Source organism: Cupriavidus sp. 2SB, assembly GCF_005503625.1.
Lineage (GTDB): Bacteria > Pseudomonadota > Gammaproteobacteria > Burkholderiales > Burkholderiaceae > Cupriavidus.
On sequence record NZ_SCMX01000079.1, the window covers coordinates 1 to 23,135 of the forward strand.

The window sequence follows — 23,135 nt, forward strand, 5'->3', positions numbered from 1 at the left end:
CTCCCGCGGTGCGGGAGAGGGGAGAAAATCGAAGCTAAAGCAATCGGTGCATCAAGCAAACGTATCCACTTCCCCCCGAGCCAGCACGCGCGGAGCGCGCGGTGCCGGAGCAGCAGGCGCTGCCGGCTCATTGCCAAAGCCCATCGCCTGGCTGAAGCCGTTGCCGGACTGGCGTTGCGGTTGCTGTTGTTGCTGGCCGCTGTTGCCGGCTTGCGCAAAGCTGTCGGCGCCAACCGATGCCTGGCCGAGCTGGATACCCGCTTCGGCCATCGACGTGCGCAGTTGCGGCAGGGCGGCTTCCACGGCGGCGCGCACGGCCTGGTGCGGCGAGACGAACTGGGCCTGCGCCTGATCGTTGACCACGTTCAGCACCACCTTGAGCGGGCCGAGGTTGGGCGGGTTGAGGTCGAGTTCGGCGGTCTGGTTGCCTTGCGTGGACAGGCGCACCATCTGCTGGCCGAGTGCTTGCGACCACTGGCTGTCGTTCAGGTTCGGGGCGATGGCCGCGCGCGTGGCGGCGGCGGTAGCTGCCTGCGTGTGCTGGGTGGCGGTCTGGGCGGCCAGTGCCGATGCCATCGTGGCAGCGCTGCTGGGGTTGGTCGCGCCGGTATCGGCAGCTTCACCGGTTCGTGCGCTGGCCTGGGCAGCAGCGAACGGGTTGGTCGTCGTCGTGGACTGCGTGGCTTGCGTATCGGTCTGCGGCAGCGCCTGCTGGTTCGATTGACCCAGGTTGGCTTGCTGCTGGCCGGCGCCTTGTCCGCCGGTGTTCTGTGCGGAGGTCTGGGCCGGTGCCGTAGCGACGGCGGCCAGTTTGTCGGCGGCGGTCGGCGTGGTGTTCTGCAGGGCCGCGCGTTGCTGGGCGATCAGGGCCAGCGTATCGCCGGCGTTCGGGACACTGCCCTTGGGCGCTTCCGTCACGGTGGTAATGACTACGTTCGCATCGACCTGTGCCTGCAGCGCTGCGGCATCGGCGGCAGCGTCGGCGGCGGCGTTGGTGGTCGGCGAGGCAGTGGCGAGGGCCGCTGCAGCCGCAGCCGGCGCCTGACCCGGCAGCGTGGGCAAGCCGGCGATGGCAGCACCATCGACAGGCGCGCCATTCGCTTGCGCGGGCTGCGGCGTCGGCAGCGGTGCCAGCAGTGCGGCGGCGGCCAGCGCGGCGGCAATGGCTGCGGCGTCCGCCGAAGTCTTGGCGTCATCCTCGGCGCTGGTAGCGTCCTTGGCAACGGTCGCATCGGCGGTGCTGTCGGACTTTACGACCTTGCCGTCATCCTGCTTCGGCAGGGCGTTGTTCTGGCCAGCTTGTGCGGACTTGTCGGCCTGCGGCTTCTGCGCCGTGTCGTTCTTTGCGGTGTTCGTCTGCTTGCCGTCCTTGGCAGGAACCTTGACCGGCGTGGCGCTGGCGGCGGCCTGCTGGCTATCCTGGCGCGCGCGGGTCAGGGTGTCCTGGAACAGATTGGCGTCGCTGCCCTTGGTGGCATCCGACGACTTCGTGTTGTTCAGGGAGGCGGCTGCATTGCCGACAAGCTGGCTGATATCGATCATCTTGGTTTGGGCAGGTTCAGTTATGGCCGCTCAGCGGCTGGCTGGCCGTACGTGCAATACGGGCGGCGTATTCGTCGTTGGCGAGCTGTTCGCGGCGCGTGGCTACCTGCTGCTCGCGCGTCTCGGCGCGCGTGATCAGCGTGTCGAACGAGTTCTGGCGCAGCTTCTGTTGCTGCCAGTTCACGCGGCCGGCCAGCAGGTCGGCTTCGGCCTTGGCGAGTGCTGACGTCTGCTGGCGAATGGCGTGGTCGAGCGAATCCAGGAAGCGCGAGAAATCGTGCCAGCGGCTCGACGTCATGCCTTCGGCGGCAATCGCCTGCATGCGGGCGCGGTATTCGTGACGGTACTCGGTCAGCGCGTTGAGCTGTTGCTCGGCCTGCGTGCGCAGACCCTGCAACCGTCCCAGTTCGCGGGCGGCCTTGTCCGTGCTGTCCTGTGCGAGATCGGCCAGCGTGTTCAGCGGCGAGTTCTTAACCATGGTTCGTCACTCCAAGGGTCGCATGCAGCTGGGCGATCGAGGCGTCGTACCCGGCGCGCTCATGGATGTCCTGCTGCAGGAATGCCTCCATGCGCGGATGCAGGCGAATCGCGAGGTCAAGCTCCGGATCATTGCCGGGCACATACGCGCCGACACTGATCAGGTCGCGGTTACGCTGGTAGCGCGACATCAACTGCTTGAACCGCCGTACGGAGGCGAACTGCGGCGGTTCGATCAACGCGGTCATCGCTCGGCTGATCGACGCTTCCACATCGATGGCCGGGTAGTGGCCCGCTTCGGCCAGGCTTCGCGACAGCACGATGTGGCCGTCGAGAATGGCACGCGCGGAGTCCGCAATCGGGTCCTGCTGGTCGTCGCCTTCGGTCAGCACCGTGTAGAACGCGGTGATGGAGCCACCGCCCTCGGGGCCGTTGCCGGTGCGCTCCACGAGCGTGGGCAGCTTGGCAAACACCGATGGCGGATAGCCCTTGGTCGCGGGCGGCTCGCCGATGGCCAGCGCGATTTCGCGCTGTGCCATTGCGTAACGGGTCAGCGAATCCATGATCAGCAGCACGTGCTGACCCTTGTCGCGGAAATACTCGGCCAGGCGCGTGGCATACGCGGCGCCCTGCATGCGCAGCAGCGGCGAGCAGTCGGCCGGTGCGGCTACCACGACGGAGCGCTTGCGGCCTTCTTCACCGAGGATGTTCTCGATGAATTCCTTCACTTCGCGGCCACGCTCGCCGATCAGTCCCACCACGATCACGTCGGCATTGGTGTAGCGGGCCATCATGCCCAGCAGCACCGACTTACCCACGCCCGAGCCTGCGAACAGGCCCATGCGCTGGCCGCGTCCCACGGTCAGCATGCCGTTGATCGCGCGCACGCCGGTGTCAAGCACGGTGTCGATGGGCGCGCGCATTAGCGGATTGATCTGTGCGCCAGACAGCGGCACTTCGCTGGCGGCAGTGATGGGCCCAAGTCCATCGAGCGGACGGCCGGCGGCGTCGAGCACGCGCCCGAGCAGGCCATCGCCCACGGGCAGGCGTTTCGAGCCCGGCTCGCGCGGTGCGCTCACACCCTTGGGCAGCGGCGACGGTTCGAGCGGATAGACGCGCGCGCCTGGCACCAGGCCAGCCACGTCGGACTGCGGCATCAGGTAGAGACGGTCGGCGCCAAAGCCCACGACTTCGGCTTCTGCCGTGCGCGGGCCGCCATGCGAATGCTGGCCGGCGGGCAGTTCGATCAGGCAGTCGCTACCCACGGGCATGCGCAGCCCCACGGCTTCGAGCACCAGGCCCGCTGCGCGCGTGAGGCGGCCACAGGTCCGCTTGCTGTCGAGTTCCTCGATGGCGGTAGAAGCACTAGCCAGCGCCTCGCGCCAGCGGCCGGAATGGAGTGCAGCGGTAGTGGCTGCTGCGGCTACGGCCGATTCAGCAGCGGCCGTAGCCTGCGGGGCGCCTTGCGCGTCATGCATGCGGCGGCTCCCACGGATCGTTGCGGCCCAGCGCCTTGATCACGCGCGCCCAGCGCGTGCCGAGCGTGGCGTCGAGTTCGCCGCTGGCAGCGCTGGCGATGCAGCCGCCACGTGCCACGGTTTCATCGGCGCGCACGGTCCAGCCGGCGCCCTCGAGTTCACCCTTCAGATGCATCTCGACGAGTTCCACATCAGCGGGATTCAGCAGCAGGCAGGGCGCGCCTGCGAGCGGCGGCTCGGCATTCAGCAGTTCGCGTGCAGCCGGCACCAGCGCGGCGGGGTCCACTTCCAGCGTCTTGCGCACCAGTTGGCGCGCGACGTCGAGGGCGAGCGAGATCAGCGTATCGGCGATCTCGGTATCCACGCGTCCCAGCGCATCGCGGAAGTTGCCGGCCAGTTCCTGCAGCCGTGCGGCTTCGTTGCGCGCGGTTTCCAGGCCACGGGCATAGCCTTCGCGGTGGCCGTCGCCATAGCCCTGCGTCTGGCCCTGGCTGTAGCCCTGCGCGTAGCCTTCCTTGCGGGCGCCTTCGCGCATGGCGTCGAGCGCGGCAAAGTCGATGGAGGGCGGCGGTGCGGGCTCCACGGGAATCTGGGCTTCGAGCACCTTGCGCAGACGGTCGCGCGGATCGAGCGATTCCATTTGCCAGCGCTTCCACGCGTCGCCATCCATGCGGCCGGGGGCAGGGCGTTCGAAACTCTTGAAGCCATCGTCCCGGGCAAGCGGGTTCGAGGGTTGGCCGGTGCCCTCCGGCGCGCCGGGCGCGCCGAAGAAGCCGGGGTCGCCGCGGCCAGGGCCCCGGCCAGCGGCAAAACCGCGTTCAAACGTAGGCATCGTCTCCTCCGCCAATCTGGACTTCGCCGGACTCCGCCAGGCGTCTCACCACCTGCAGGATGGCCTTCTGCTCTGCCTCGACCTGCGACACACGCACCGGACCCAGCGCTTCGAGGTCCTCGCGCAGCATCTCGCCGGCACGCGTCGACATGTTGCGGATGAACTTGTCGCGCAGTTCCTGCTGTGCGCCCTTGAGCGCGACGATGAGCGATTCGGTAGCGATTTCCTTGAGCACGCGCTGGATGCCGCGATCGTCGATTTCCAGCAGGTTCTCGAACAGGAACATCTCGTCGATGATCTTCTGCGCCAGGTCCGCGTCGTGCGTGCGCACGCCGTCGATGACCGCTTCCTCGTGGGCCGTGCTCATCAGGTTGATGATCTCGGCCGCCGTGCGGACACCGCCCATGCGGCTGCGCTTCAGGCTCTGGCCTGCCAGCAGCTTGGTCAGCACGTCGGTCAGCTCCTGCAGCGCGCCCGGCTGTACGCCGCCGAACGTGGCGATACGCAGGATCACGTCGTTGCGCAGGCGTTCCGTGAAGAAGCCCAGCACTTCCGAAGACTTCTGACGGTCCAGGTGGATCAGGATCGTGGCGATGATCTGCGGGTGTTCGTCCTTGATCAGTTCGGCCACGGACGTGGCGTCCATCCAGTTGAGCGAATCGATGCCGCCGCCCGGATCGCGCGATTCGAGAATGTCCTCGATCACCGACAGCGCACGTTCCTCGCCCAGCGCCTTGTTCAGCACGCTCTTGATGAACGAGCTGGAGTCGACGTTGAGCGCCAGGTATTGCTCGGTCTCGCCGCGGAACTCGGCCAGCACCTCGGCCATTTCCTCGCGCGTCACCGCGTTCAGGCTGGCCATGGCGGAGCCAAGCTGCTGCACTTCGCGCGGCGACAGGTGCTTGAAGACCTCGGCCGCAGCATCTTCGCCCACGGCCATCATCAGGATGGCGCTCTTCTGTACGCCCTTCTCGGGCGCTGCCTTGTTAGCCTTCGTCATTTGCCATCCAGGTCTTGATTACGCTGGCGACCAGGCGCGGGTCGCGTTGCGCGGCGTCGCGCACCAGGGCGAGATCGCTTTCGTATTTCGCGGCAAGGCGCAGCACTTCCGGATTGGTTTCCTCTTCCGGCGGCAGCAGCACGGCTTCCGCAGTGGTGCCATCGGCGGATTCCGTCAGGGCCGGCACCGGCGGTGCGGTGTACTTGCGCAGCACCGGACGCGCCACCTTGAACCACAGGAACACGGCCAGCAGGGCCAGGAGCAGGTAGCCGACGCCGGTCTTGGCCAGGTCGATCATCTGCGGCTGCTTCCACAGCGGCAGTTCCGGTTCCTTGTTGTTCTCGGCGGTGAACGGGCTGTTGACCACGTTCAGGGAGTCGCCGCGATCGGCCGAGAAGCCCATCGCTTCCTTGGTGAGGTTCTCGATCTGGGCGATTTCCTTGGCCGACAGCGCCTCGGTAATCGGCTTGCCCTTGGCGTCCACCTTCGAGCGGTAGTTCACGACCACGGCCACGGACAGACGCTTCACGCCACCCGGAGCCTGCTGGATGTGGCGCACCGAGCGATCCAGTTCGTAGTTCGTCGTGGCATCGCGGCGGCTGCTGCTCGGGCCGGTCTTCTCGGCGGTCTGCGTTTGCTGGCCTTGCTGGTTGGCCTGGGCCGGCGGATTCGGCTGACCCGGCTGGCGCGGCGGCTGCGGCGTGGTCACCGGCGCCACGGCGGCGGCAGGCGGCTGGTTCGACAGCGCACCCGGCACGCCACCCACGGGGGTGCCGTTCTGCTGGTTGGACTCGCTGGTCTGCTGGCTGCGGATGGCGGCGCGTGTCGGGTCCTGGTTCGGCTTGAAGCTTTCGTCGGTGTGTTCGACGGACGAGAAATCGACGTCGGCGGTGACCTGGGCGTGGACGTTGTCCTTGCCGAGGATCGGGGCCAGGATCGATTCCACGCGCTTGACGTAGCTCTGTTCCACCTGCTGCACGTACTTGAGCTGCGTGGCGTCCATCGAGCGGTCGCTGGTGCCCGAGAGCAGGTTGCCGTGCTGGTCGACGATCGAGATCGACTTCGGCGTCAGTTCCGGCACGCTCGACGACACCAGATGCGTGATGGCGGCCACCTGGCCCTCATCGATGGCACGGCCCGGGTAGAGCTGCAGCACCACGGAGGCGGTAGGCTTCTGGCGCTCGCGCACGAACAGCGTGGGCTTGGGAATGGCCAGGTGCACGCGTGCGGACTGCACGGCGCCGATCGATTCGATCGAACGGGCGAGTTCGCCTTCCAGGCCGCGCTGGTAGTTGACCTGCTCGGCAAACTGGCTGATGCCGAACTTCTGGTTGTCCATCAGTTCCATGCCCGTGGTGCCGCTCTTGGGCAGGCCCTGGCTGGCCAGGCGCAGACGGGTCTCGTGGACCTTGTCGGACGGGACCATGACCGCACCGCCGCCTTCGGCGAACTTGTACGGCACGTTGGCCTGTTGCAACGCCTGGATCACCGCGCCGCCGTCACGTTCGGACAGGTTGGTGTACAGCACCTTGTAGTCGGGCTGGCGGGACCACATCACGCCCACGGCGATGGCGGCCACCAGCGCGGCGCCGCCCAGCATCAGGGGCAGGCGCGGATTGGCCTTGAGCTTCTCGAGCACGGCCGCGCCGCCGGCCGGCAGGGTAGCTGCCGCGTTCATGCGCGCATCTCCGGCTTGGCCGGGCAAACCCTGCCCTTGCCATACTGGCCTTTGCTGCCGTTATTCATTCCGGCACGGCTCACATTACGCTGCTGACAAAACACGCGCACTCCCCGCGATAGTTGATGTTCCTTGTGCCGTGGGCAGTCGGGCAATACGCCACGAACTGCCAGATCCGGCACGGTAGCGATCATCGGTCAGAAGGCGGAAGGACAATTGGCGGAATAGCGGAGGTTTCCCCCCCGAATTCATCCTTTGGTAGGAGGCGGGGCACCAGTACATTGCGAGGGCTGAAACAGGATGGTGAGTGATGTTTTCGCCATGTTCCCTGTCAACCGATTCATCCAATTACTGATAGCCATGTCCATTTCCTCGATCGAAGGCATGCTGCAGCAACTGCGCGGACTGGCGCAGGCGGCTGGCGGCGGCACTCCCAGCCAGGCTTCCACGGCCGTGGCGGGGGGCTTTTCCGGCGAACTGCAGAAATCGCTGCAACGCCTCAACGCCACCCAGGAATCCGCCTACGGCAAGGCCGAGGCATTCGAACTGGGCAAGCCGGGCGTGGCGCTCAACGACGTCATGATCGACATGCAGAAGGCCAACATCTCCTTCCAGACCGCCGTGCAGGTGCGTAACCGCCTGGCCGCCGCGTATCAGGAAATGATGAACATGCCGGTGTAACCGTGTCATCGCGTCTGGGACCAACCGGCCCCGGAACGAAAGAAGGCCATGCGGCTTGTACAGCGGCATGGCCCTTTTTTTTGTTGCTTCCCGCCAAAACTCAGACCCGGAAATACTCCTCCGCTGCCCGCTCCTTCGCCGGCTTGCAAACCAGATCGCCGCCCTGTCCGTTGTAGACCAGGCAGTTGCCCGGTGTATCGCGGTTCAGCACGCTGACGCCCTGCGCCACCACCGAGCCATCTCGTACATGGCTGCGGCCGATGATGGCCGTGTTCGGGTACATCACCACACCGTCGCCGATGACAGGTGCCACGCCGTGGTTCTTGCCGACCGTCGAGTTCTGGTACAGCACGAGGTAGTTGCCGTAAGTGGCCTTCGCCAGCACGATGCCGACCGAATGGCCAATGAGGAAGACCTCGGGCAGTTCCACCTCGTAGAACATGTCGATCGCGTTGAGCGCCTTGTTCAGCAGGAAGAGCTTCGTGCAGGACTCGGCATCGCGGTCGTTGCGCCAGATCGTATTGGCCAGGTAGTACAGGTACTGGCAGTACTGCGACGAGTGCAGGTAGTTGAACTGGCCGGGCCGCCACATGCGCACGGCGTCGATGCAGCGGCCCGTGCGGGCCAGTGCTTCGTCGATATGGCGCGTGACCACCGGCAGCAGCGTATCGTGACGGCCGTCCGGTACGAGGTTGGCGACCTGTGCGCACGTGTAGGCCGCGAGCGATGCGCGGGTCTGGCCGATCAGTTCCATGGGCGGATAGTCTCCAGATACGTTGCCACCATCGACTGCACGTCGCGCGGCGTCACGCCCAGCGCGCGCAGTGCCGAAGTGCTGCATACCGCCGCGCGCTGCACGGGCGACGAGCGCGAGAGGTTGATGTCCCAGCCGGCGGTCCTGAAGACTTCCGCAAGCTGTCCGTTGGACACGTTCTCGCCGCTGGCCACGTTGAAGATGCCACCGGCGCGGCGCGTGGAGATGGTTTCCAGCGCCAGCACCACGTCGTCGAGGTGGATGTAGTCGCGCACGTAGCCCGCGTCGCTGTCGAGCCGGAACGCGCGCTCGGAGGCGGCGCGTACCAGCCATTCGGACAGGAAGCCGGGCGAGCCTTCTTCCCAGTCGAACACGCACGATAGGCGTGCCACGGCGGTGCGGCCATCCGCGACGGTCAGGCAGAGGTTCTCGCCAAGACCTTTCGAGAAGTCGTACAGCGCGCGCGGATTGGCCGGCTGCAGCGACAGCGCAGCCGCTTCATCGCCTTCGGGCAACTGCGAGCTGTCATAGAGCCGTGTGGACGACAGATAGACCAGATGCTCGTAGCGATTGGCGCGCAGCACATCAGCCAGCAGCGTGACGTGCGCGGCCACGGTGTCGTAGGGACGTGCCGCGTAGTCGGCGGTCAGCCCCGCGCAATAGAACACATGGCCCAGGTCGCGGCTGAACAGCGCGCGGTCGCCGCGCGCTGGCACCCAGACTTCATGGTCGGCACGCCGCAGCGTGTCAGCCAGGCGGCGGCCGACAAAGCCGGCGCCACCAATCACCGTACAGCGCATGGCGTTCCTCAGTTCACCGGGTGATGCAGCGCCGGGTCACGGTGCCACAGCAGCTTGGGGCTCACGCCCGGCACGACCGCGAAGTCCTTGCCGGCCAGCAGCGACGGGTCCTTGACGGCCACCATGTTGAAGCCGTGTGCCGGACCTTCCAGGAAGACCTTGTCCACCGGCACCAGTTCCACCGGACGGCCCTGCATGTCGACGTTCGAATTGAAGTCGCGCACGGCGTAGACGTGGTAGCCGTAGCCCTTGAGCAGCGTGATGATCTCGGCGTTCTCCAGGCCGCGGCTCCAGTCCACGTAGTGGCGGTGCACTTCGAACACGAGGTTCGGCGCTTCGCCGGCCGGGCGGGCCAGTTGCTTGGCTGCACCCTTGAACACGTTCAGTTCGGCACCTTCGATGTCGAGCATGATCAGGCTCAGCTTGTCGACGTTCTGCTGTGCGCAGTAGTCGTCGATCGTCACCGTGTTGAAGCTGTCGTCGTCGGCCGGACCCGAGGTATGCACGGCGTGCGCGAACGAGTCATGACCTTCCAGGCGCAGTTGCGTGGTGCTGTCGGACCACAGGCCCAGGCGCCAGCTCTGGATGTTCTCGACGTGGTTCAGTGCGGCGTTGTTGCGCAGCATGCCAAGCTGGTCGGCGTTCGGCTCGAATGCGTGGCAGGTGCCGCCAGCGCGCGCCAGTTGGCGGGCCATCATGATGACCTGGTCGCCAAAGTACGCGCCGCCCACGACGGCATGGCCGCCGCGCTCGCACAGCTTGACCAGCAGCTTGGTGGTCTGCGGTTCCCAGACGTGATCCGGCTGCGCCGGCGTGCTCATCAGGAAGTCGCGCGCGATCTTGGTGCGATACAGGAATTCGAACACGGTGCCATCGGCCAGCGTCTTGCGCAGGCGCGACTGCTCGTCGTACATGGCATCGACGATCGGGCCCGTGATGTCATCGCGCACGCTGCCTTCGTAGCCGGACAGGTCCTGCTCGATGTTCTTGCACAGGGCGATGAGCTTGTCGCGGGCGGCGGCGCTGCCGCCCACCGTGCGCAATGCGTCGGAAAGCTTCTGCAAGGTTTCAGTAGTCATGGGTGGCTCCGCTTCGGGTAGTCAGTTTTTTGGTTGGGATGAACGGTTATCGCAGGCCGAGTGCGGCCAGCGAGGGGAGGGCCTGGTCCTTTGCGGAGATCATGCGTTCCGCGCAGTCCGGCCAGTCAATGCCGATGTCGGGGTCGTCCCAGCGCACGCCGGCACTGCTGCCGGGCGCGAACGGCACCGTCATCTGGTAGAACACTTCGGAGCGCGGCGTCAGCGTCTGGAAGCCGTGTGCCACGCCCTTCGGGATATAGATGGCCCGCTGGTCCTCGGCATCGAGCACCACAGCCTGCCATTGCAGGAACGTGGGCGATGCGCGACGCAGATCCAGGATCACGTCATGCACCGCGCCCGTGGTCACGCGCACGAGCTTGTCTTCGGCGTATGCGCCATGCTGGAAATGCATGCCGCGCAGGATGCCTGCGCGCGTATTGCGCGAGACGCTCTGCTGCACGAAACGCGCGTCGATGCCATGCGCGGCGAACGTTTCCACGCAGACGGTGCGGGCAAAGAAGCCGCGCTCGTCCTGCAGCGGTTCCGGATCGACGAGCCAGGCGCCGGCGATGCGGGCCGGTGTGAAGATCACGGCAGCACCACGGTTTCGGGAATCGCCACCACGAAGCGGCCGCCCCAGGCACGGATGCCGGCCATCTGCGTCATGACCTCATCCTTGATGTTCCAGGGCAGGATCACGAGATAGTCGGGCTTGCGTTCGTCGATGACTTCGGGCGCCAGCACGGGGATGCGCGAACCGGGCAGCAGCTTGTCCTGCTTGGCCGGGTTGCGGTCCACCACGTATTCGATCAGGTCACTGTCGATGCCGCAGTAGTTCAGCAGCGTGTTGCCCTTGGCGGCGGCGCCATAGGCGGCCACGCGCTTGCCCTTGCGGCGCGCATCGATCAGGAAGGCGAGGAAGTCCACACGCGCACGGCGCACACCTTCGGCAAAGGCCGCGTAGCGTTCGGTTGATGCCAGGCCGCCGCGTGCTTCCTCGTCCAGGCATGCCTGCACGGCAGCGGTGGCAACGTGGCTGGCTTTCTGGTGGCATGCATACATGCGCAGGCTGCCGCCGTGCGTGGGCAGGTGTTCGATATCGAACACGCGCAGCCCTGCACGCGCCAGGATCGGCACTAGCGCGGTCAGCGACAGGTACGAGTAATGTTCGTGATACAGCGTGTCGAACTGGTTCTGCTCCAGCAGGCGCAGCAGGTGCGGGAATTCCAGCGTGATGACGCCTTCGGGCTTCAGCACGATGGGCATGCCGCCCACGAAGTCGTTGATGTCCGGCACGTGCGCCAGCACGTTATTGCCGAGCAGCAGGTCCACCTGCCAGCCTTCCACGCACAACGCGCGGGCGGTGCGTTCGCCGAAGAACAGTTCGCGGCTGTCGATGCCCTTGGCGCGTGCTGCCTCGCCCGTGTTTGACGAAGGTTCCACGCCCAGGCACGGCACGCCGTTCTGGTGGAAGTACTGCAGCAGATAGCCGTCATTGCTGGCGATTTCCATCACGCGGCTCTGCTTGCCGAGTCCGAAGCGCGCGGTCATCGACTCCACGTAGCGGCGCGCATGTTCGAGCCACGAGGTGGAGAACGACGAGAAGTACACGTAGTCGTCGTGGAAGTGCGTCTCGGCCGGCGTGGCGTCGCGCAGTTGCACGAGCCAGCAGGCATCGCACACCATCGCGTGCAGCGGATAGAACATCTCGCCTTGCGCGATGTGCTCGGGCCGGATGAAGGCGTTGGACACCGGCGACAGGCCGAGATCGACCATCGACTGGTGCATCGGCGTGCCGCAGGCGCGGCAGTTCGCGCGGGGTGCAGAGTCGATGGGTGCTGCGTGTTTGACAGGAGCGTTCATGCGCAGAATTGCTCGATTTGTTGTTCGGTGATGGCGCGTGCCTGGGCGGGCGATTGCTGCACGGTGCGATACCACTGCGCCGTGGCGGCCAGCGCCTCGTCAAGCGTCCAGCGCGGGGCCCAGCCCAGCAGCATGTGCGCACGCGCGGCGTCCAGATACAGGTTGCGCGCCTCGTGCGGTGCGGCACCCGGCGGCGGGCAATGCTTCCATTCCAGTTCCGGCCAGTGCGCGCGCAGGCCGCGCAGCACGGTGCCCACGGATACGTTGTCGCGCGGTTCCGGCCCGAAGTTGAACGCATCGGCCAGTGCAGCGTCGCCATCGAGCAGACGGTTGCCCAGTCGCAGATAACCGTGCAGCGCTTCCAGTACGTGTTGCCACGGCCGCGTGGCGTGCGGGCTGCGGATTTCCAGCGTCTGGCCGGCCGCAGCGGCGCGCGCGGCGTCGGGAATCAGCCGGTCTTCGGACCAGTCGCCGCCGCCAATCACGTTGCCGGCGCGTGCGGTAGCCAGCAGTACGCCGCGCTCGGCCAGGAACGATTTGCGATAGCTGGCGGCCACCAGTTCGGTGCCGGCCTTGCTGGCGCTGTAGGGGTCATGGCCACCGAGCGGATCGGTCTCGCGATAGCCCCACAACCATTCCTTGTTGTCGTAGCACTTGTCCGTGGTGATCACGATCACGGCGCGCACGGACGGGCAGGCGCGCACGGCATCGAGCACGTTGACGGTGCCCATCACGTTCGTCGACCACGTCTGCGCCGGATCGCGATAACTCGCGCGCACCAGCGGCTGGGCGGCCAAGTGGAACACGATCTCGGGCTGCGCGATGTCCATCGCGCGCGCCAGCGTAGAGGCATCGCGTACATCGCCGATGGTGTGCGCAGCGAGCGACGACGCCACGCAGGCCGCATCGAACAGGCTCGGCGTCGTGTTCGGGGTCAGCGCGTAACCGCTCACGCGCGCACCGGCGCGGGCAAGCAGCAGCGCCAGCCATGCGCCCTTGAAGCCGGTATGGCCGGTGATGAAGACGCGCCGTCCGCGATAGGCCGCGAAAACGTGAGCCGCGTCGGCGGCGTTGCTTACCAGATCTTCCACGGTGCCTTGCCTGATTGCCAGAGGTCTTCCAGCATGTTCTTTTCGCGCAGCGTATCCATCGGCTGCCAGAAGCCCGTGTGTTCGAAGGCCGCCATCTGGCCGTTCTTTGCCAGCGCGCGCATTGGAGCTTCTTCCCACGACGTGGCGTCGTCTTCGATCAGGTCGAGAACCTCGGGTTGCAGCACGAAGAAGCCGCCGTTGATCCACGCGCCATCGCCGCGCGGCTTCTCGGTGAAGCCGCTGACCTTGTCGTCATCGCGTTCCAGCGCGCCGTAGCGTCCCGGCGGCTGCACGGCAGCTACCGTGGCGCGGCGGCCATGCGAGTGGTGGAAGGCGATTTCGCGGGTGATGTCGATGTCGGAGACGCCGTCGCCATAGGTAAAGCAGAACGCTTCGCCCGGCGTCAGGTACTCGCGCACGCGGCGCAGGCGGCCGCCGGTCATCGAATCCTCGCCGGTATCCACCAGCGTCACGCTCCACGGCTCGGCCTTGCGTTGATGCACGGCCATGCGGTTCTCGCGCATGTCGAACGTCACATCGGACATGTGCAGGAAGTAGTTGGCGAAGTATTCCTTGATGACGTAGCCCTTGTAGCCCAGGCAGATCACGAACTCGTTCACGCCATGCGCCGAGTACATCTTCATGATGTGCCACAGGATCGGCTTGCCACCGATCTCGATCATCGGCTTGGGACGCAGGTGCGATTCCTCGGAGATACGGGTGCCCAGCCCACCGGCCAGGATGACGGCTTTCATGCGTTGACCTCTTCGGTGACCTGTTCTTGGGTAGGGTTGCGGGCGGCGCCCGGCATTTCCAGGCCGAGCATCTCGAAGGCGTTGGGCAGCGGCATGGCTTCCAGCGCGTCGAGCGTCAGGCCGAACTGTTCTTCGAGCAGCGATGCCAGTGCGGAGCGGTCCAGGTTCTGCTCGGCCAGCCACACGGCGAGCTTGCGATACAGACCCAGCGCGTAAGGACGCATGCCGATGGCTTCCACCAGCAGTTCGATCGCGGTGTCGGGGGCTTCGTTGTGATAGTGGTACTCGGCCAGGCCATACGCCACGGCCCAGTGGCGATACCACGTGGAAGTCAGGTTCTCCAGCACGTTATGCACGGCGCGCCATTCGCCCAGATGCATGTGCGCGGCCACGGACATCAGCAGGTCTTCGGCGGCGTAGTACTGGCCGCCGAAGTAGATGCCCTGCTGGCGCGGCGCGGTGCGCGGCGCGATGGGCTTGGTATCCGCGCAGATTTCCGTGAGCTGGTCTTCGAACCAACCGGCAAAGCGCGGCGCGTCGAACATCTCGCTCTGCTCGGCACGCGGACGGATCGACTGGCGGATGTTGTCGAGCTGCTGCACGTCGGCGGCCAGCGCGCAGGCCACATCGACGTAGCGCTCCTCGGTGTCGCAGATCAGATCGTCCAGGCCGGCGGCATGCAGGAACGGTGCGGAGACGCGCTGGTGGAACGTATCGCCGGCGAATGTCACCACGGGCACACCCATCCAGATGGCGTCGCAGGTGGTGGTGCCGCCCGTGACCGGCGCGGTGTCCAGCGCGATGTCGATGCGGTGATACGTGACGTATTGATTGGCGCCGTCACGATTGATCAGTTCCACGCGGCTGGTGTCGATACCGTGCGCGGCCATGCGCTCGAACAGCATCTCGCGCACCTTCTCCTGGTCGCAGCCGGCGGCTTCCACCAGCATGCGGGAGTTGGGGCATCGCGCCAGCACGGCACTCCACAGCCGCATGGTCTTGGGACCGAGCTTGGCGATGGTGTTGCACGATCCGAACGTGATGTAGCCATTCGTCAGCGCGGGCGTGGGCTTCACGCGGTAGCGCTCCTCGTAGATGGCCAGCGGGTTGGTCACGCTCGGGTGGAACGCGCTGAACACGGGCGCGCGCAGCAGCTTTTCGGTGTAGTTGTGGTCGAAGCCTTCGGGGTCAGCCGTCCAGTCCGTGACGCGGTAGTCGATCTGCGGCATGCCGGTGGTGCCGGGGTAGCCCAGCCACGTGAGTTGCTTCGGGGCCAGGCGCTGCACCATGTAGGTCAGCGGGGAGGCACCGGTGTAGCCGCCGAGGTCGATCATCACGTCGCAGCGCTGCGCACGCACGGCGCGTACGACATCGGCCTCGGACATCTTGTACAGATCGTGGAAGCCTTCGGCGTAGACGCGGATCTTGCGGGTGATGTTGTCGTTGACGTTCGACAGCGAGAACAGGTGCACCTCGAATCGCGCGCGATCCAGGTTCGCGATCAGCGGAATCAGGAAGTAGGCGCACGCATGGCGGCGCAAGTCGTTCGAGAGGATGCCGATGCGGATGCGCTCGCCTTCGCTGGGCTGCAGCGCGGGGGCGTCGATGGTGGTGCGTGCCAGCGTCGAGGCCCAGTCCATGGCCTCGCGGCGCAGCTCGTCGGCGCCGATGTTCTCGTCATACAGCAGCGAGAACAGCAGGTTGGAGCGGTTCACGCGCTGCGTGGGGTCCAGCGCGCAGGCGCGACGGAAAATGGGAATGGCCTCGATCGTGCTGCCCGATTCGCGCAGCGCCGAAGCGTAGTTGCCCACGGCGATCGCGTCGTTCGGCAGCAGCGCGGCGGCTTTCTCGCCCGCCAGCTGTGCGCCGAAGTAGTCGCCGGTGTAGAACATGGCGGTGCCGAGCACGCCCCAGAGGTGGGCGGAGCCGGGCTGCAGCGCCAGGCTGCGCTGCAGCAGCGGGATGCCCTCGGCGTAGTTCTCCAGGGCGATCTCCAGCGCGCCGATCAGCCCGAGAAAGCCCGCATGGTTCGGGAAGCGCTTCATGCCGGCTTCGGCCAGCCGCTTGGCTTCCTCGTGGTGGTTCATGCCGGACAGCGACAGCGCTTCCAGGTAGTAGGCGTCCGGAAGCGAGCCCGCGATGCGCTTGACCGCACGGGACTGCTTCAGGGAATCCGCATACTTGTTGGCGTTGTAGGCATTCCATGCCTGTTGGATCATCCGCTGTGCGGGACCCATCGAAACGTTCTTGTTCATGGCGGTGTGCTTTGCAAAGGCGCGATGTCTGTCCGCCCGGCGCGGACGGGCGGATCGATGCCTTGCACAGTAACAAGAGACATTCCAGGCCAGCGGCCCGAACACAAGCCGAAATTGGCGCTAATTCAGGCGGGGCGGGCCGCAGGTGATGCCTGCGGCGCCCGGATCAGACCCGTGCGGGGACACCGGGGGGGGCGTCAGCGGGTGCTTCCATCTGGTGGAGCCAGGCCAGCAGTTCGGCCACGGCCACGTAAAGCTGGGGCGGGATCTGGCTGTCCAGGTTCACCTGCATCAGCAGGTTCACCAGCGCGGGCGAGCCGTGAACATAGACCCCGGCTTCGCGGGCCCGCGCGATGATGGCCTCGGCAGACATGCCGTAGCCCTTGGCCACCACGCGGGGCGCCTTGTCGTCGGACTGATAGGAGAGCGCGACGGCCGCGCCGCGATCGGGCTGGTTCGGAGTCATGCTGGCAGGGGGTTGGCAGGGATAGCGGGGATCGCGTCAGGCGCCGGCGCATCCTCGATCGATACGTTCATGTTCAGCAGCGAAATGCCCCGGGCTTCGAGCTGGCTGCGGAAATCTCCGCGACCTGCGTTCAGCTTTGCAGCGGTGTGGCTGCTGGCGGCCACGAGGCGGGCTTCGATGCCGTGCGCGCCGAGCGTCAGCACGGCATCGACACTGCCCAGTTGCGGCAGGTTCAGGCGCAGGCGTGTGCTCCAGCTCATCGCTTCGGCGTCGCCACCGGCTTGCTCGCGCGGTTGCTCGCGGGTGATCTCCCAGTCCATCGGCATGCCGGGCCAGGCATCGACCGTGGCACGGAACTGCTGCGTGGCCAGCAGTTCCAGCTGCTGGCGCACGGCGGTTTCGCTCGACGGATGGATAGCGGGGCCGGTGTCCTGCGCCGGCTGGGGCAATACGTTTTCAGGCGCGTTCCAGGTGGCGATGATCGCCGCGCGCTGGGCCTGCGCCATGTGGTGGCCTTCATGCGACACCTCGGCCGTGACCTGATAGGCGTGCGCGGCGGCGCTGGCGTGCAGGGCACGGCGCTGCTCGGCGGCCGGGGTCAATGGCACGCCCGGTTGCGCTGCCGCATTGCTGGCGGCGTGGTGCTGGGCATTGCCCGGTTGCTGCGGCTGGGCGGCCGTCTTCGCGGCCACGTCAGCGGGAACGCCCGTGGAAAGCGGATAAATGGCCGGCCGCGTCAGTTCTGCCAGCAACGTGGCGCTGGGCGGGGCCGTCGTGGGCGGTGCAGCCGGGCCGGCATAGGGCAGCAGCGCAGCCGGCGCACCTGCCGTCGAACCTTGCTGCGGCACTGGTTGGCCCTGCGGCTGGGCGGACGGCTGCGCCGGATTGCGCAGCGCGGCCTGTGGTTCCTGCAGCAGCGAGGAAAGCGGACGTTGGCCGCCCACCCACTGCGCGAGGTGCGATTCGTAGAACATCCCGCTCTGGTCCACCAGCTTTGCGAGCGCGTTCGAGAGCGTGGCCGTGCCTTCGGCGTCCGCGGGCGGCCCGGCCATCAGCGGCGCACCGGCGCGCAGCGGCTGCGGCTCGGCATCGTCGAACAGCTCCAAGATGGCACGGGCGGCAAAGCTCAGCGTCTCCCGCGTGGAAAGGTTGCGTCCCTGCAGGCGCGGATCGACCATGCCCGCCAGCAGCGTGCCGGGCTGGCGAGCCTGAACGGTCTCGCCGGTGGACGACTGCACGTCGCCCTGCGACACGTCCTGTACCGGCATCAGCGCGGCGAGCTTGTCCACGGCGAGTGCGGGCCTGGACAGTTGCGGGTCCGGAGACGAATGCGGGATCAGCGAGGTTGGGATCTGGATGCCGGTCATGGGCGCGGGGTAGCGAGGGCGGCGATGGTCGGCGGGCGCGTGATGTTACGAGGCGATCCGCTGCGGGGCTAGTCGTTCCGATGATCCCTCCCGCACGAGGCAGGAGGGCAGGGGGTGCGGCAGCTTGATGCTCAGGCGCCGTACGCTGCGGACAGTTCGAGCTTGCGGCGCGAGTTGCTCATCAGCGCGCCCAGTTCGGCCAGGCGCGGGTGGGTCAGGTCGCGGATGCGGGCATCGTACGCCAGGATGCGTTCCAGCAACTGGAAGCGGCGCAGGCGCTCTGCGTCCGTGAACGGTGCATTGTGGTCCAGCTGGCGAAGGCGTTCCACCTCGGCCATATAGACGGCCTGCAGATCGGTCAGTTCATCCCAGTTCGATGCGCGGGCTGCCTCGAACATCTGCTCGGACAGCACCAGAAGCTCTTCGTAGCTTCTGACGATGGGGGACATGGAAAACATCATCATGAGTCCTGCAGGGCGGGTTGTGCGTCCCCCGCCGGCGACGCCTGCTCGGCGTCGGCGGGAGCAGCCGGATCGATCGCGGCCCACGCCGTGGAGAGGTTCTCCAGCAGCGTGTCCACTTCGTTCAGCTTTTCCACGTCGCTGTGCAGGTTGGCCAGCATCAGGCGACGCGTCATGTAGTCATAAAGCGAGTCGAGGTTGGCGGAAATTTCTCCGCCCGCCTCGTGGTCCAGCACCGCACGCAGCCCGTTGTCGATGATGTTGATGGCCTTCGAGATGGCGTTGCCACGCGCTTCCAGCTCGTTGTTCTCCAGATGGAACTTGGCCTTGGCAATCGCCGAGCGCGCGCCGTCGTACAGCATGACGATCAACTTGTGCGGGCTGGCACTCATAACCCCGGTCTGTACGCCGACCTGGGCATAGGCGTTGATTCCTTGGCGCGCGAACATGGCAACTTCTCCGTGACGTACTGCGTTTTACTTGTTGCTGGTGTTGTTCATTGCCGCGAACTGCTGCGTCAGGTACGTCTTGGTCTGGTTCATCTGCGACACCAGCACGTCCAGCGCCGTGAACTGCTTGCGGTAGCGCTCCATCACCACGTCGATGCGGTCCGAGGTGTCGGTGTACTTGTCTTCCAGGCCCTTCAGGGTGTCCGTGAGACCGGTGGTGACTGCATCCAGCGCACCGCCCGTGGCGTTCAGGCCGTCCACGTAGTTGGTGATGGTCTTGCCCATGCCGGTGACGCCTTCGCTGCCCGTGAAGAACGAGGTCAGGTCCTTGAAGTTGTTGGCCAGGACCTTCTTCAGCTTGTCATCGTCGACTTCCAGCTTGCCGGCGTTGTCGGTGCCGACATTGAACTCGATGCCGAGGTCCGACAGCGTGTTGGAGCCGCCGGCGCCGTTCGGGACCGACGTGTTCAGCATCGAACGCATGCTGGCCAGGATGTTGCGCAGCGTGTTGTCGCCGTTCAGCGCCGCCTTGGTGCCCGCTTCGGTGTCGAAGGCGGTCAGCGTCTTGGCGGCCGACAGCACGTTGTTGTAGGCGGTGACGAAGCCGTTCACGGCGGCGGTGATCGCGGTGTCGTCGCGGGTCACGGACATGTTCGTGGTGCCCGTGGACTTGATGGTCAGCGTCAGGCCCTGTGCGGCTTCCTCCACGGTGTTGCTCTGGCTGACGATGTCCAGGCCGTTGAGGTTCAGCTTGGCGTCGGCGGCCTTGACCGCTTCCTTCACGCCGTTGGGCTGCGTGGCCTGCGTCGGATCGAAGTTGACGATGTCGCCCACGGCGGCATCGCTCGCGGTGATCTTCATCTGCGACTTCGTACCGGTCTTCTCGGACGTCAGCACGATGTGGTAAGGCGTGCCGCTGCCATCGTTGACGATGCTGGCGGTGACGCCCGCATCGGCCTTGTTGATCGCGTCGCGGATGCCTTCCAGCGACGTGTCCGAACCCAGCGTCACGGTCTTGGTGGACGACGCTGCGCCGCCCGTGGCCATGTCGGCACCAAGATCGATCGTGATGGTGCCGCCGCCGATGGCGGCCTTCTGGTCCGCAACACCCTTCGACACCAGGCTCTGCGAGGCAGCCACCGAGGTGACGTTGACGGTGTAGGTGCCGGCCACGGCGGTGGAGTTGGCGGCGGCGGTCAGCACGCTTTCGCTGGTCACATAGGGCTTGACCGCAGCAAAGGTGGAAGCGGTGGCCAGCGTCTTGGCAGCAGCCGAGTACGCATCGAGCACGCTCTTGATCGTGCCGTAACCCGACAGCTTGGCCTGGAAGCTCTTGGCCTGGTTGTCGATGGCGGTGAGCTGGGTTTTTTCGTTGGCCTCGATCTTGTCGAGCAGATCGCCAAGTTCGAGGTTGGAGCCGACGCCGATGGAGGAGATTGCCATGTTCTTTTACCTGTTGTTATGACTTCAACTGATTTGGGCTTGAGACTTGCAAGCGGGGTTCGTCAGGCTTTTTGGCTGACGAACAGCCCCTGGAGCTTGTCGATGACATGCGCGAAGCGCAGCACCTCCTCGCTCGGCAACTGGCGGATCAGCTCGCCGGTTTCCTTGTCCACCACCTTGGTGATCACGCGGTTGGTGTCCTGGTCGATCTCGAACCGCACGCCGATCGACGTGGTCTTGAGCACGTCCATCAACTCGCCTACCGCCGCCGCCATGTCAGGGGACGTGCCGGCGGGCAATTCCACACCCGTGTCCGCGGAGGCCGCAGCCGCATAGGGCGCGGGGACGACCGAAGACGCCGCGGCAGGCATGGCCTGGGCGGCGCCGGGGAGCGCGAGGTCGGCGGTGACGCGTGCCGCCGTCAGGGAAACGGTTGAGGAGTACGCCATGTTCAGCTCCGTGCGGTGATGCAGGATCGGTGATGCGGTTGAAATGCTTTGCAGGCGGCGGTCCGCCTGCGAAACACTCCAGCAAAAAAGCCGGGCCTTGCGGCCCGGCCTTCTTGCGGCGCTACGATTAACGCAGCAGCGACATCACGTTTTGCGTGGTCGAGTTTGCCTGGGCCAGCACCGAGGTACCAGCTTGTTGCAGGATCTGCGCGCGGGTCATGTTCGACACTTCCGTTGCGTAGTCAGCGTCTTCGATGCGCGAACGCGAAGCCGACAGGTTGTTGATCGTCGTGCTCAGGTTGTTGATCGTCGACTCGAAGCGGTTTTGCACAGCACCGAGGCTCGAACGCAGGTTGTCAACCGATGCCAGGGCCGTGTCCAGCGTCTTCAGCGGGTCGGTCGTAGCAGCTTGCTGGAAGTCCGAAGCTTGCAGCGTCGAGCCCTTCAGCGTGAAGCCAACCGTCGAACCCGACACCGAACCGTCGGTCGGCTTGACGGCGATGAACATCGTCGTGGACGTGGCGGTACCGTTGCCGGCGAAACCCTTCGAAGCCAGGGCGTCGTTGTCGGCGGCGGTCAGGCCGGTCATCGACACTTGCACGAACCAGTTGCCCTTCGAATCAGCAACAACGCTTTGCGAGTTGATGGCTGCCGAAGTGTTCAGGCCCAGAGCGCGCTGGATGTCAGCGGCGACCACGCCGGTTGCCGAAGCAGCCGTCACCGGGGTGGAGGAACCCAGAGCCGTTTGAGCAGCTGCCGAACCGATCGAAGCCGTTGCGCCTTGCGGGCCGGCAACGCTGAAGCCAGCAACGCCCAGGGTCTTCGAGGTGATTTCCTTCAGCGCGATGCTGATGGTTTCGCTGTCGTTGGCGCCAACCTGGATCGACATGTTTTGGTCCTTGGCCAGGACCTTCACGCCGTTGAACTGGGTTTGTGCCGACACGCGGTCGATTTCCGACAGACGTTGCTTGATTTCGTCCTGGATCGACTTCAGGTCCGAACCCGAGTTCGTGCCCGTGGCAGCTTGCACGCCCAGTTCACGGATACGTTGCAGGTTGTTGTTGACTTCGCTCAGCGCGCCTTCGGTCGTTTGAGCGATCGAGATGCCGTCGTTGGCGTTACGCGATGCTTGCGTCAGGCCCTTGATGTTTGCCGTGAAACGGTTGGCAATGGCTTGGCCAGCTGCATCGTCCTTGGCGCTGTTGATGCGCAGACCCGACGACAGGCGTTGAATCGCGCTGTTCAGCGACGATTGCGACGTGTTCAGGTTGCTCTGCGTTTGCAGCGACAGAATGTTGGTATTGATGACTTGCGCCATGGTACGACTCCTATTTGCAATGTTGTAGGCATTCCGGCAGTTGCCGTAACGTTGGCTGCCTGCGTTGCAGGGCGTAGAGTGCCTCCGTTGCAAAGGTTATCGACCGAGGGGGGGAAGACTTTAGAGTGACTTGTGAGGGAGTTGCGGGCGCAGCCGGTTGTGCTATGGCTGGCGTCTTGTGGAGGCGCGTCCGTGCGGACGGCGTGCCTATATATATAGGTGCAGCGGCGGGCGCCTGGCCCGCACCCCGCTGCGTCAGCGGGGTTGGCCGGATCAGCGGCGCTTGCGGGTGCGTGGGATGTACAGGCGCACGAAATCCGGCGAGGCTTCGGCATCCAGCACGTCCGTGGCCAGTTCGGGCGCGTGCGACGGCGTGACCACCGTGATGGCGCGCTTGTAGATGAGCGTGGGCGAGGCATCGCGCTCGTCGCGTCCCAGCAGGATCATGTAGTTGTCCGAGGCCAGCACGACGCCATTCAGCCGCGTGCCATTCGACAGGTGGACGATGACTGCGAGGCGGCTGGCACTGTGCGCGGCAAACTGCAGTTGCTGCAGCTTGCGGCTGGGACGGGGAGCCTTGATTTCCTTCTTCACAACTTCTCCGGAAGAGCCCGCGAGGGATCTGTCGGCTGACAACGGTCCGGTGATCGGTTGTTCTGGTGGATGTCGCACTAAAAGTGACGGATATGACAGCCCGATCGCGGCGAGAATTGAAACATTCGCTCTCGGAACCGGGGCGGAGGCGGATCCGCATCGGCGGGGAGGACAGTCTCTTCAGGATAGTGGAGAACGCTGCCCAGCCCGCGTGCCATGCCGCCGCTGCCAGGAGAGAAGGGGAATACTTCAGGCCGGAGAGTAACAAAGTTTTACAACCATTGACGAATCGATGATGGCAGC

Annotated in this window: 23 protein-coding genes; 1 reads left to right on the plus strand and 22 read right to left on the minus strand. The window is 65.7% G+C overall.

Going from position 1 to position 23,135, the window contains the following annotated elements; genetic code table 11:
- Window positions 1-51: 51 nt before the first annotated feature.
- The 6 genes from FFS21_RS26310 to fliF are packed head-to-tail and all read right to left on the minus strand — an operon-like array spanning window position 52 to window position 7,007.
- Window positions 52-1,542, minus strand: a complete 1,491-nt coding sequence (locus FFS21_RS26310; RefSeq protein ID WP_137927635.1) for a flagellar hook-length control protein FliK — start codon at window positions 1,540-1,542, stop codon at window positions 52-54.
- A gap of 16 nt (window positions 1,543-1,558) precedes the next feature.
- Window positions 1,559-2,020, minus strand: a complete 462-nt coding sequence (gene fliJ / locus FFS21_RS26315) for a flagellar export protein FliJ (RefSeq protein ID WP_137927636.1) — start codon at window positions 2,018-2,020, stop codon at window positions 1,559-1,561.
- Entirely contained in the window at window positions 2,013-3,497 is a 1,485-nt protein-coding gene (fliI, locus tag FFS21_RS26320) for a flagellar protein export ATPase FliI (RefSeq protein WP_137927637.1), read from the minus strand. The genes fliJ and fliI overlap by 8 nt, the downstream gene beginning before the upstream one ends.
- Entirely contained in the window at window positions 3,490-4,329 is an 840-nt protein-coding gene (gene fliH / locus FFS21_RS26325) for a flagellar assembly protein FliH (protein ID WP_137927638.1), read from the minus strand. Before fliH ends, fliI begins: the two co-directional genes overlap by 8 nt.
- The gene (fliG, locus tag FFS21_RS26330; protein WP_137927639.1) at window positions 4,316-5,329 is read right to left on the minus strand and encodes a flagellar motor switch protein FliG; all 1,014 of its coding nucleotides are present in this window, start codon (window positions 5,327-5,329) and stop codon (window positions 4,316-4,318) included. The genes fliH and fliG overlap by 14 nt, the downstream gene beginning before the upstream one ends.
- Window positions 5,316-7,007 carry a flagellar basal-body MS-ring/collar protein FliF gene (gene fliF, locus FFS21_RS26335; RefSeq protein WP_137927640.1) on the minus strand — a complete coding sequence of 564 codons (1,692 nt, stop codon included), beginning with the start codon at window positions 7,005-7,007 and terminating at the stop codon, window positions 5,316-5,318. Before fliF ends, fliG begins: the two co-directional genes overlap by 14 nt.
- Window positions 7,008-7,367: 360 nt before the next feature.
- Here fliF and fliE point away from each other — a divergent pair, with 360 nt between their 5' ends.
- Complete coding sequence (gene fliE, locus FFS21_RS26340; RefSeq protein WP_137927641.1) at window positions 7,368-7,688, plus strand: flagellar hook-basal body complex protein FliE; 321 nt, start codon at window positions 7,368-7,370, stop codon at window positions 7,686-7,688.
- Window positions 7,689-7,788: 100 nt separating this feature from the next.
- Here the strand turns inward: fliE and FFS21_RS26345 are convergent, their stop codons facing one another.
- From FFS21_RS26345 to FFS21_RS26420, 16 genes are all read right to left on the minus strand, one after another.
- Window positions 7,789-8,442: an LbetaH domain-containing protein gene (locus tag FFS21_RS26345; RefSeq protein ID WP_171020497.1), complete on the minus strand. Its 654-nt coding sequence runs from the start codon at window positions 8,440-8,442 to the stop codon at window positions 7,789-7,791.
- A complete protein-coding gene (locus FFS21_RS26350; protein WP_137927642.1) occupies window positions 8,433-9,242 on the minus strand; it encodes an NAD-dependent epimerase/dehydratase family protein in 810 nt (269 codons plus the stop codon). Before FFS21_RS26350 ends, FFS21_RS26345 begins: the two co-directional genes overlap by 10 nt.
- 8 nt (window positions 9,243-9,250) lie before the next feature.
- Complete coding sequence (locus FFS21_RS26355; RefSeq protein WP_137927643.1) at window positions 9,251-10,321, minus strand: FkbM family methyltransferase; 1,071 nt, start codon at window positions 10,319-10,321, stop codon at window positions 9,251-9,253.
- Between the two features lie 46 nt (window positions 10,322-10,367).
- A complete protein-coding gene (rfbC, locus tag FFS21_RS26360; protein WP_137927644.1) occupies window positions 10,368-10,913 on the minus strand; it encodes a dTDP-4-dehydrorhamnose 3,5-epimerase in 546 nt (181 codons plus the stop codon).
- Entirely contained in the window at window positions 10,910-12,184 is a 1,275-nt protein-coding gene (locus FFS21_RS26365) for a class I SAM-dependent methyltransferase (protein WP_137927645.1), read from the minus strand. Before FFS21_RS26365 ends, rfbC begins: the two co-directional genes overlap by 4 nt.
- Window positions 12,181-13,275: a CDP-glucose 4,6-dehydratase gene (rfbG, locus tag FFS21_RS26370; RefSeq protein ID WP_249359669.1), complete on the minus strand. Its 1,095-nt coding sequence runs from the start codon at window positions 13,273-13,275 to the stop codon at window positions 12,181-12,183. The genes FFS21_RS26365 and rfbG overlap by 4 nt, the downstream gene beginning before the upstream one ends.
- Window positions 13,260-14,030: a glucose-1-phosphate cytidylyltransferase gene (gene rfbF, locus FFS21_RS26375; RefSeq protein WP_137927646.1), complete on the minus strand. Its 771-nt coding sequence runs from the start codon at window positions 14,028-14,030 to the stop codon at window positions 13,260-13,262. Before rfbF ends, rfbG begins: the two co-directional genes overlap by 16 nt.
- Window positions 14,027-16,285: an O-linked N-acetylglucosamine transferase, SPINDLY family protein gene (locus FFS21_RS26380; RefSeq protein ID WP_137927647.1), complete on the minus strand. Its 2,259-nt coding sequence runs from the start codon at window positions 16,283-16,285 to the stop codon at window positions 14,027-14,029. The genes rfbF and FFS21_RS26380 overlap by 4 nt, the downstream gene beginning before the upstream one ends.
- Window positions 16,286-16,451: 166 nt before the next feature.
- A complete protein-coding gene (locus FFS21_RS26385; protein ID WP_137927648.1) occupies window positions 16,452-16,751 on the minus strand; it encodes an EscU/YscU/HrcU family type III secretion system export apparatus switch protein in 300 nt (99 codons plus the stop codon).
- Entirely contained in the window at window positions 16,748-18,118 is a 1,371-nt protein-coding gene (gene fliK / locus FFS21_RS26390) for a flagellar hook-length control protein FliK (RefSeq protein WP_137927649.1), read from the minus strand. Before fliK ends, FFS21_RS26385 begins: the two co-directional genes overlap by 4 nt.
- A gap of 131 nt (window positions 18,119-18,249) precedes the next feature.
- A complete protein-coding gene (locus FFS21_RS26395) occupies window positions 18,250-18,567 on the minus strand; it encodes a flagellar protein FliT (RefSeq protein ID WP_502705198.1) in 318 nt (105 codons plus the stop codon).
- Between the two features lie 11 nt (window positions 18,568-18,578).
- Window positions 18,579-19,028, minus strand: coding sequence for a flagellar export chaperone FliS (gene fliS, locus FFS21_RS26400; RefSeq protein WP_137927650.1), 450 nt, complete (start codon window positions 19,026-19,028; stop codon window positions 18,579-18,581).
- 27 nt (window positions 19,029-19,055) lie between these two features.
- The gene (gene fliD, locus FFS21_RS26405) at window positions 19,056-20,471 is read right to left on the minus strand and encodes a flagellar filament capping protein FliD (RefSeq protein WP_137927651.1); all 1,416 of its coding nucleotides are present in this window, start codon (window positions 20,469-20,471) and stop codon (window positions 19,056-19,058) included.
- Between the two features lie 62 nt (window positions 20,472-20,533).
- Complete coding sequence (locus FFS21_RS26410; RefSeq protein WP_137927652.1) at window positions 20,534-20,920, minus strand: flagellar protein FlaG; 387 nt, start codon at window positions 20,918-20,920, stop codon at window positions 20,534-20,536.
- A 127-nt stretch (window positions 20,921-21,047) separates the two neighbouring features.
- Window positions 21,048-22,238 carry a FliC/FljB family flagellin gene (locus tag FFS21_RS26415; RefSeq protein ID WP_137927653.1) on the minus strand — a complete coding sequence of 397 codons (1,191 nt, stop codon included), beginning with the start codon at window positions 22,236-22,238 and terminating at the stop codon, window positions 21,048-21,050.
- A 273-nt stretch (window positions 22,239-22,511) separates the two neighbouring features.
- The gene (locus tag FFS21_RS26420; RefSeq protein ID WP_137927654.1) at window positions 22,512-22,832 is read right to left on the minus strand and encodes an RNA chaperone Hfq; all 321 of its coding nucleotides are present in this window, start codon (window positions 22,830-22,832) and stop codon (window positions 22,512-22,514) included.
- Between the last annotated feature and the right edge of the window lie 303 nt (window positions 22,833-23,135).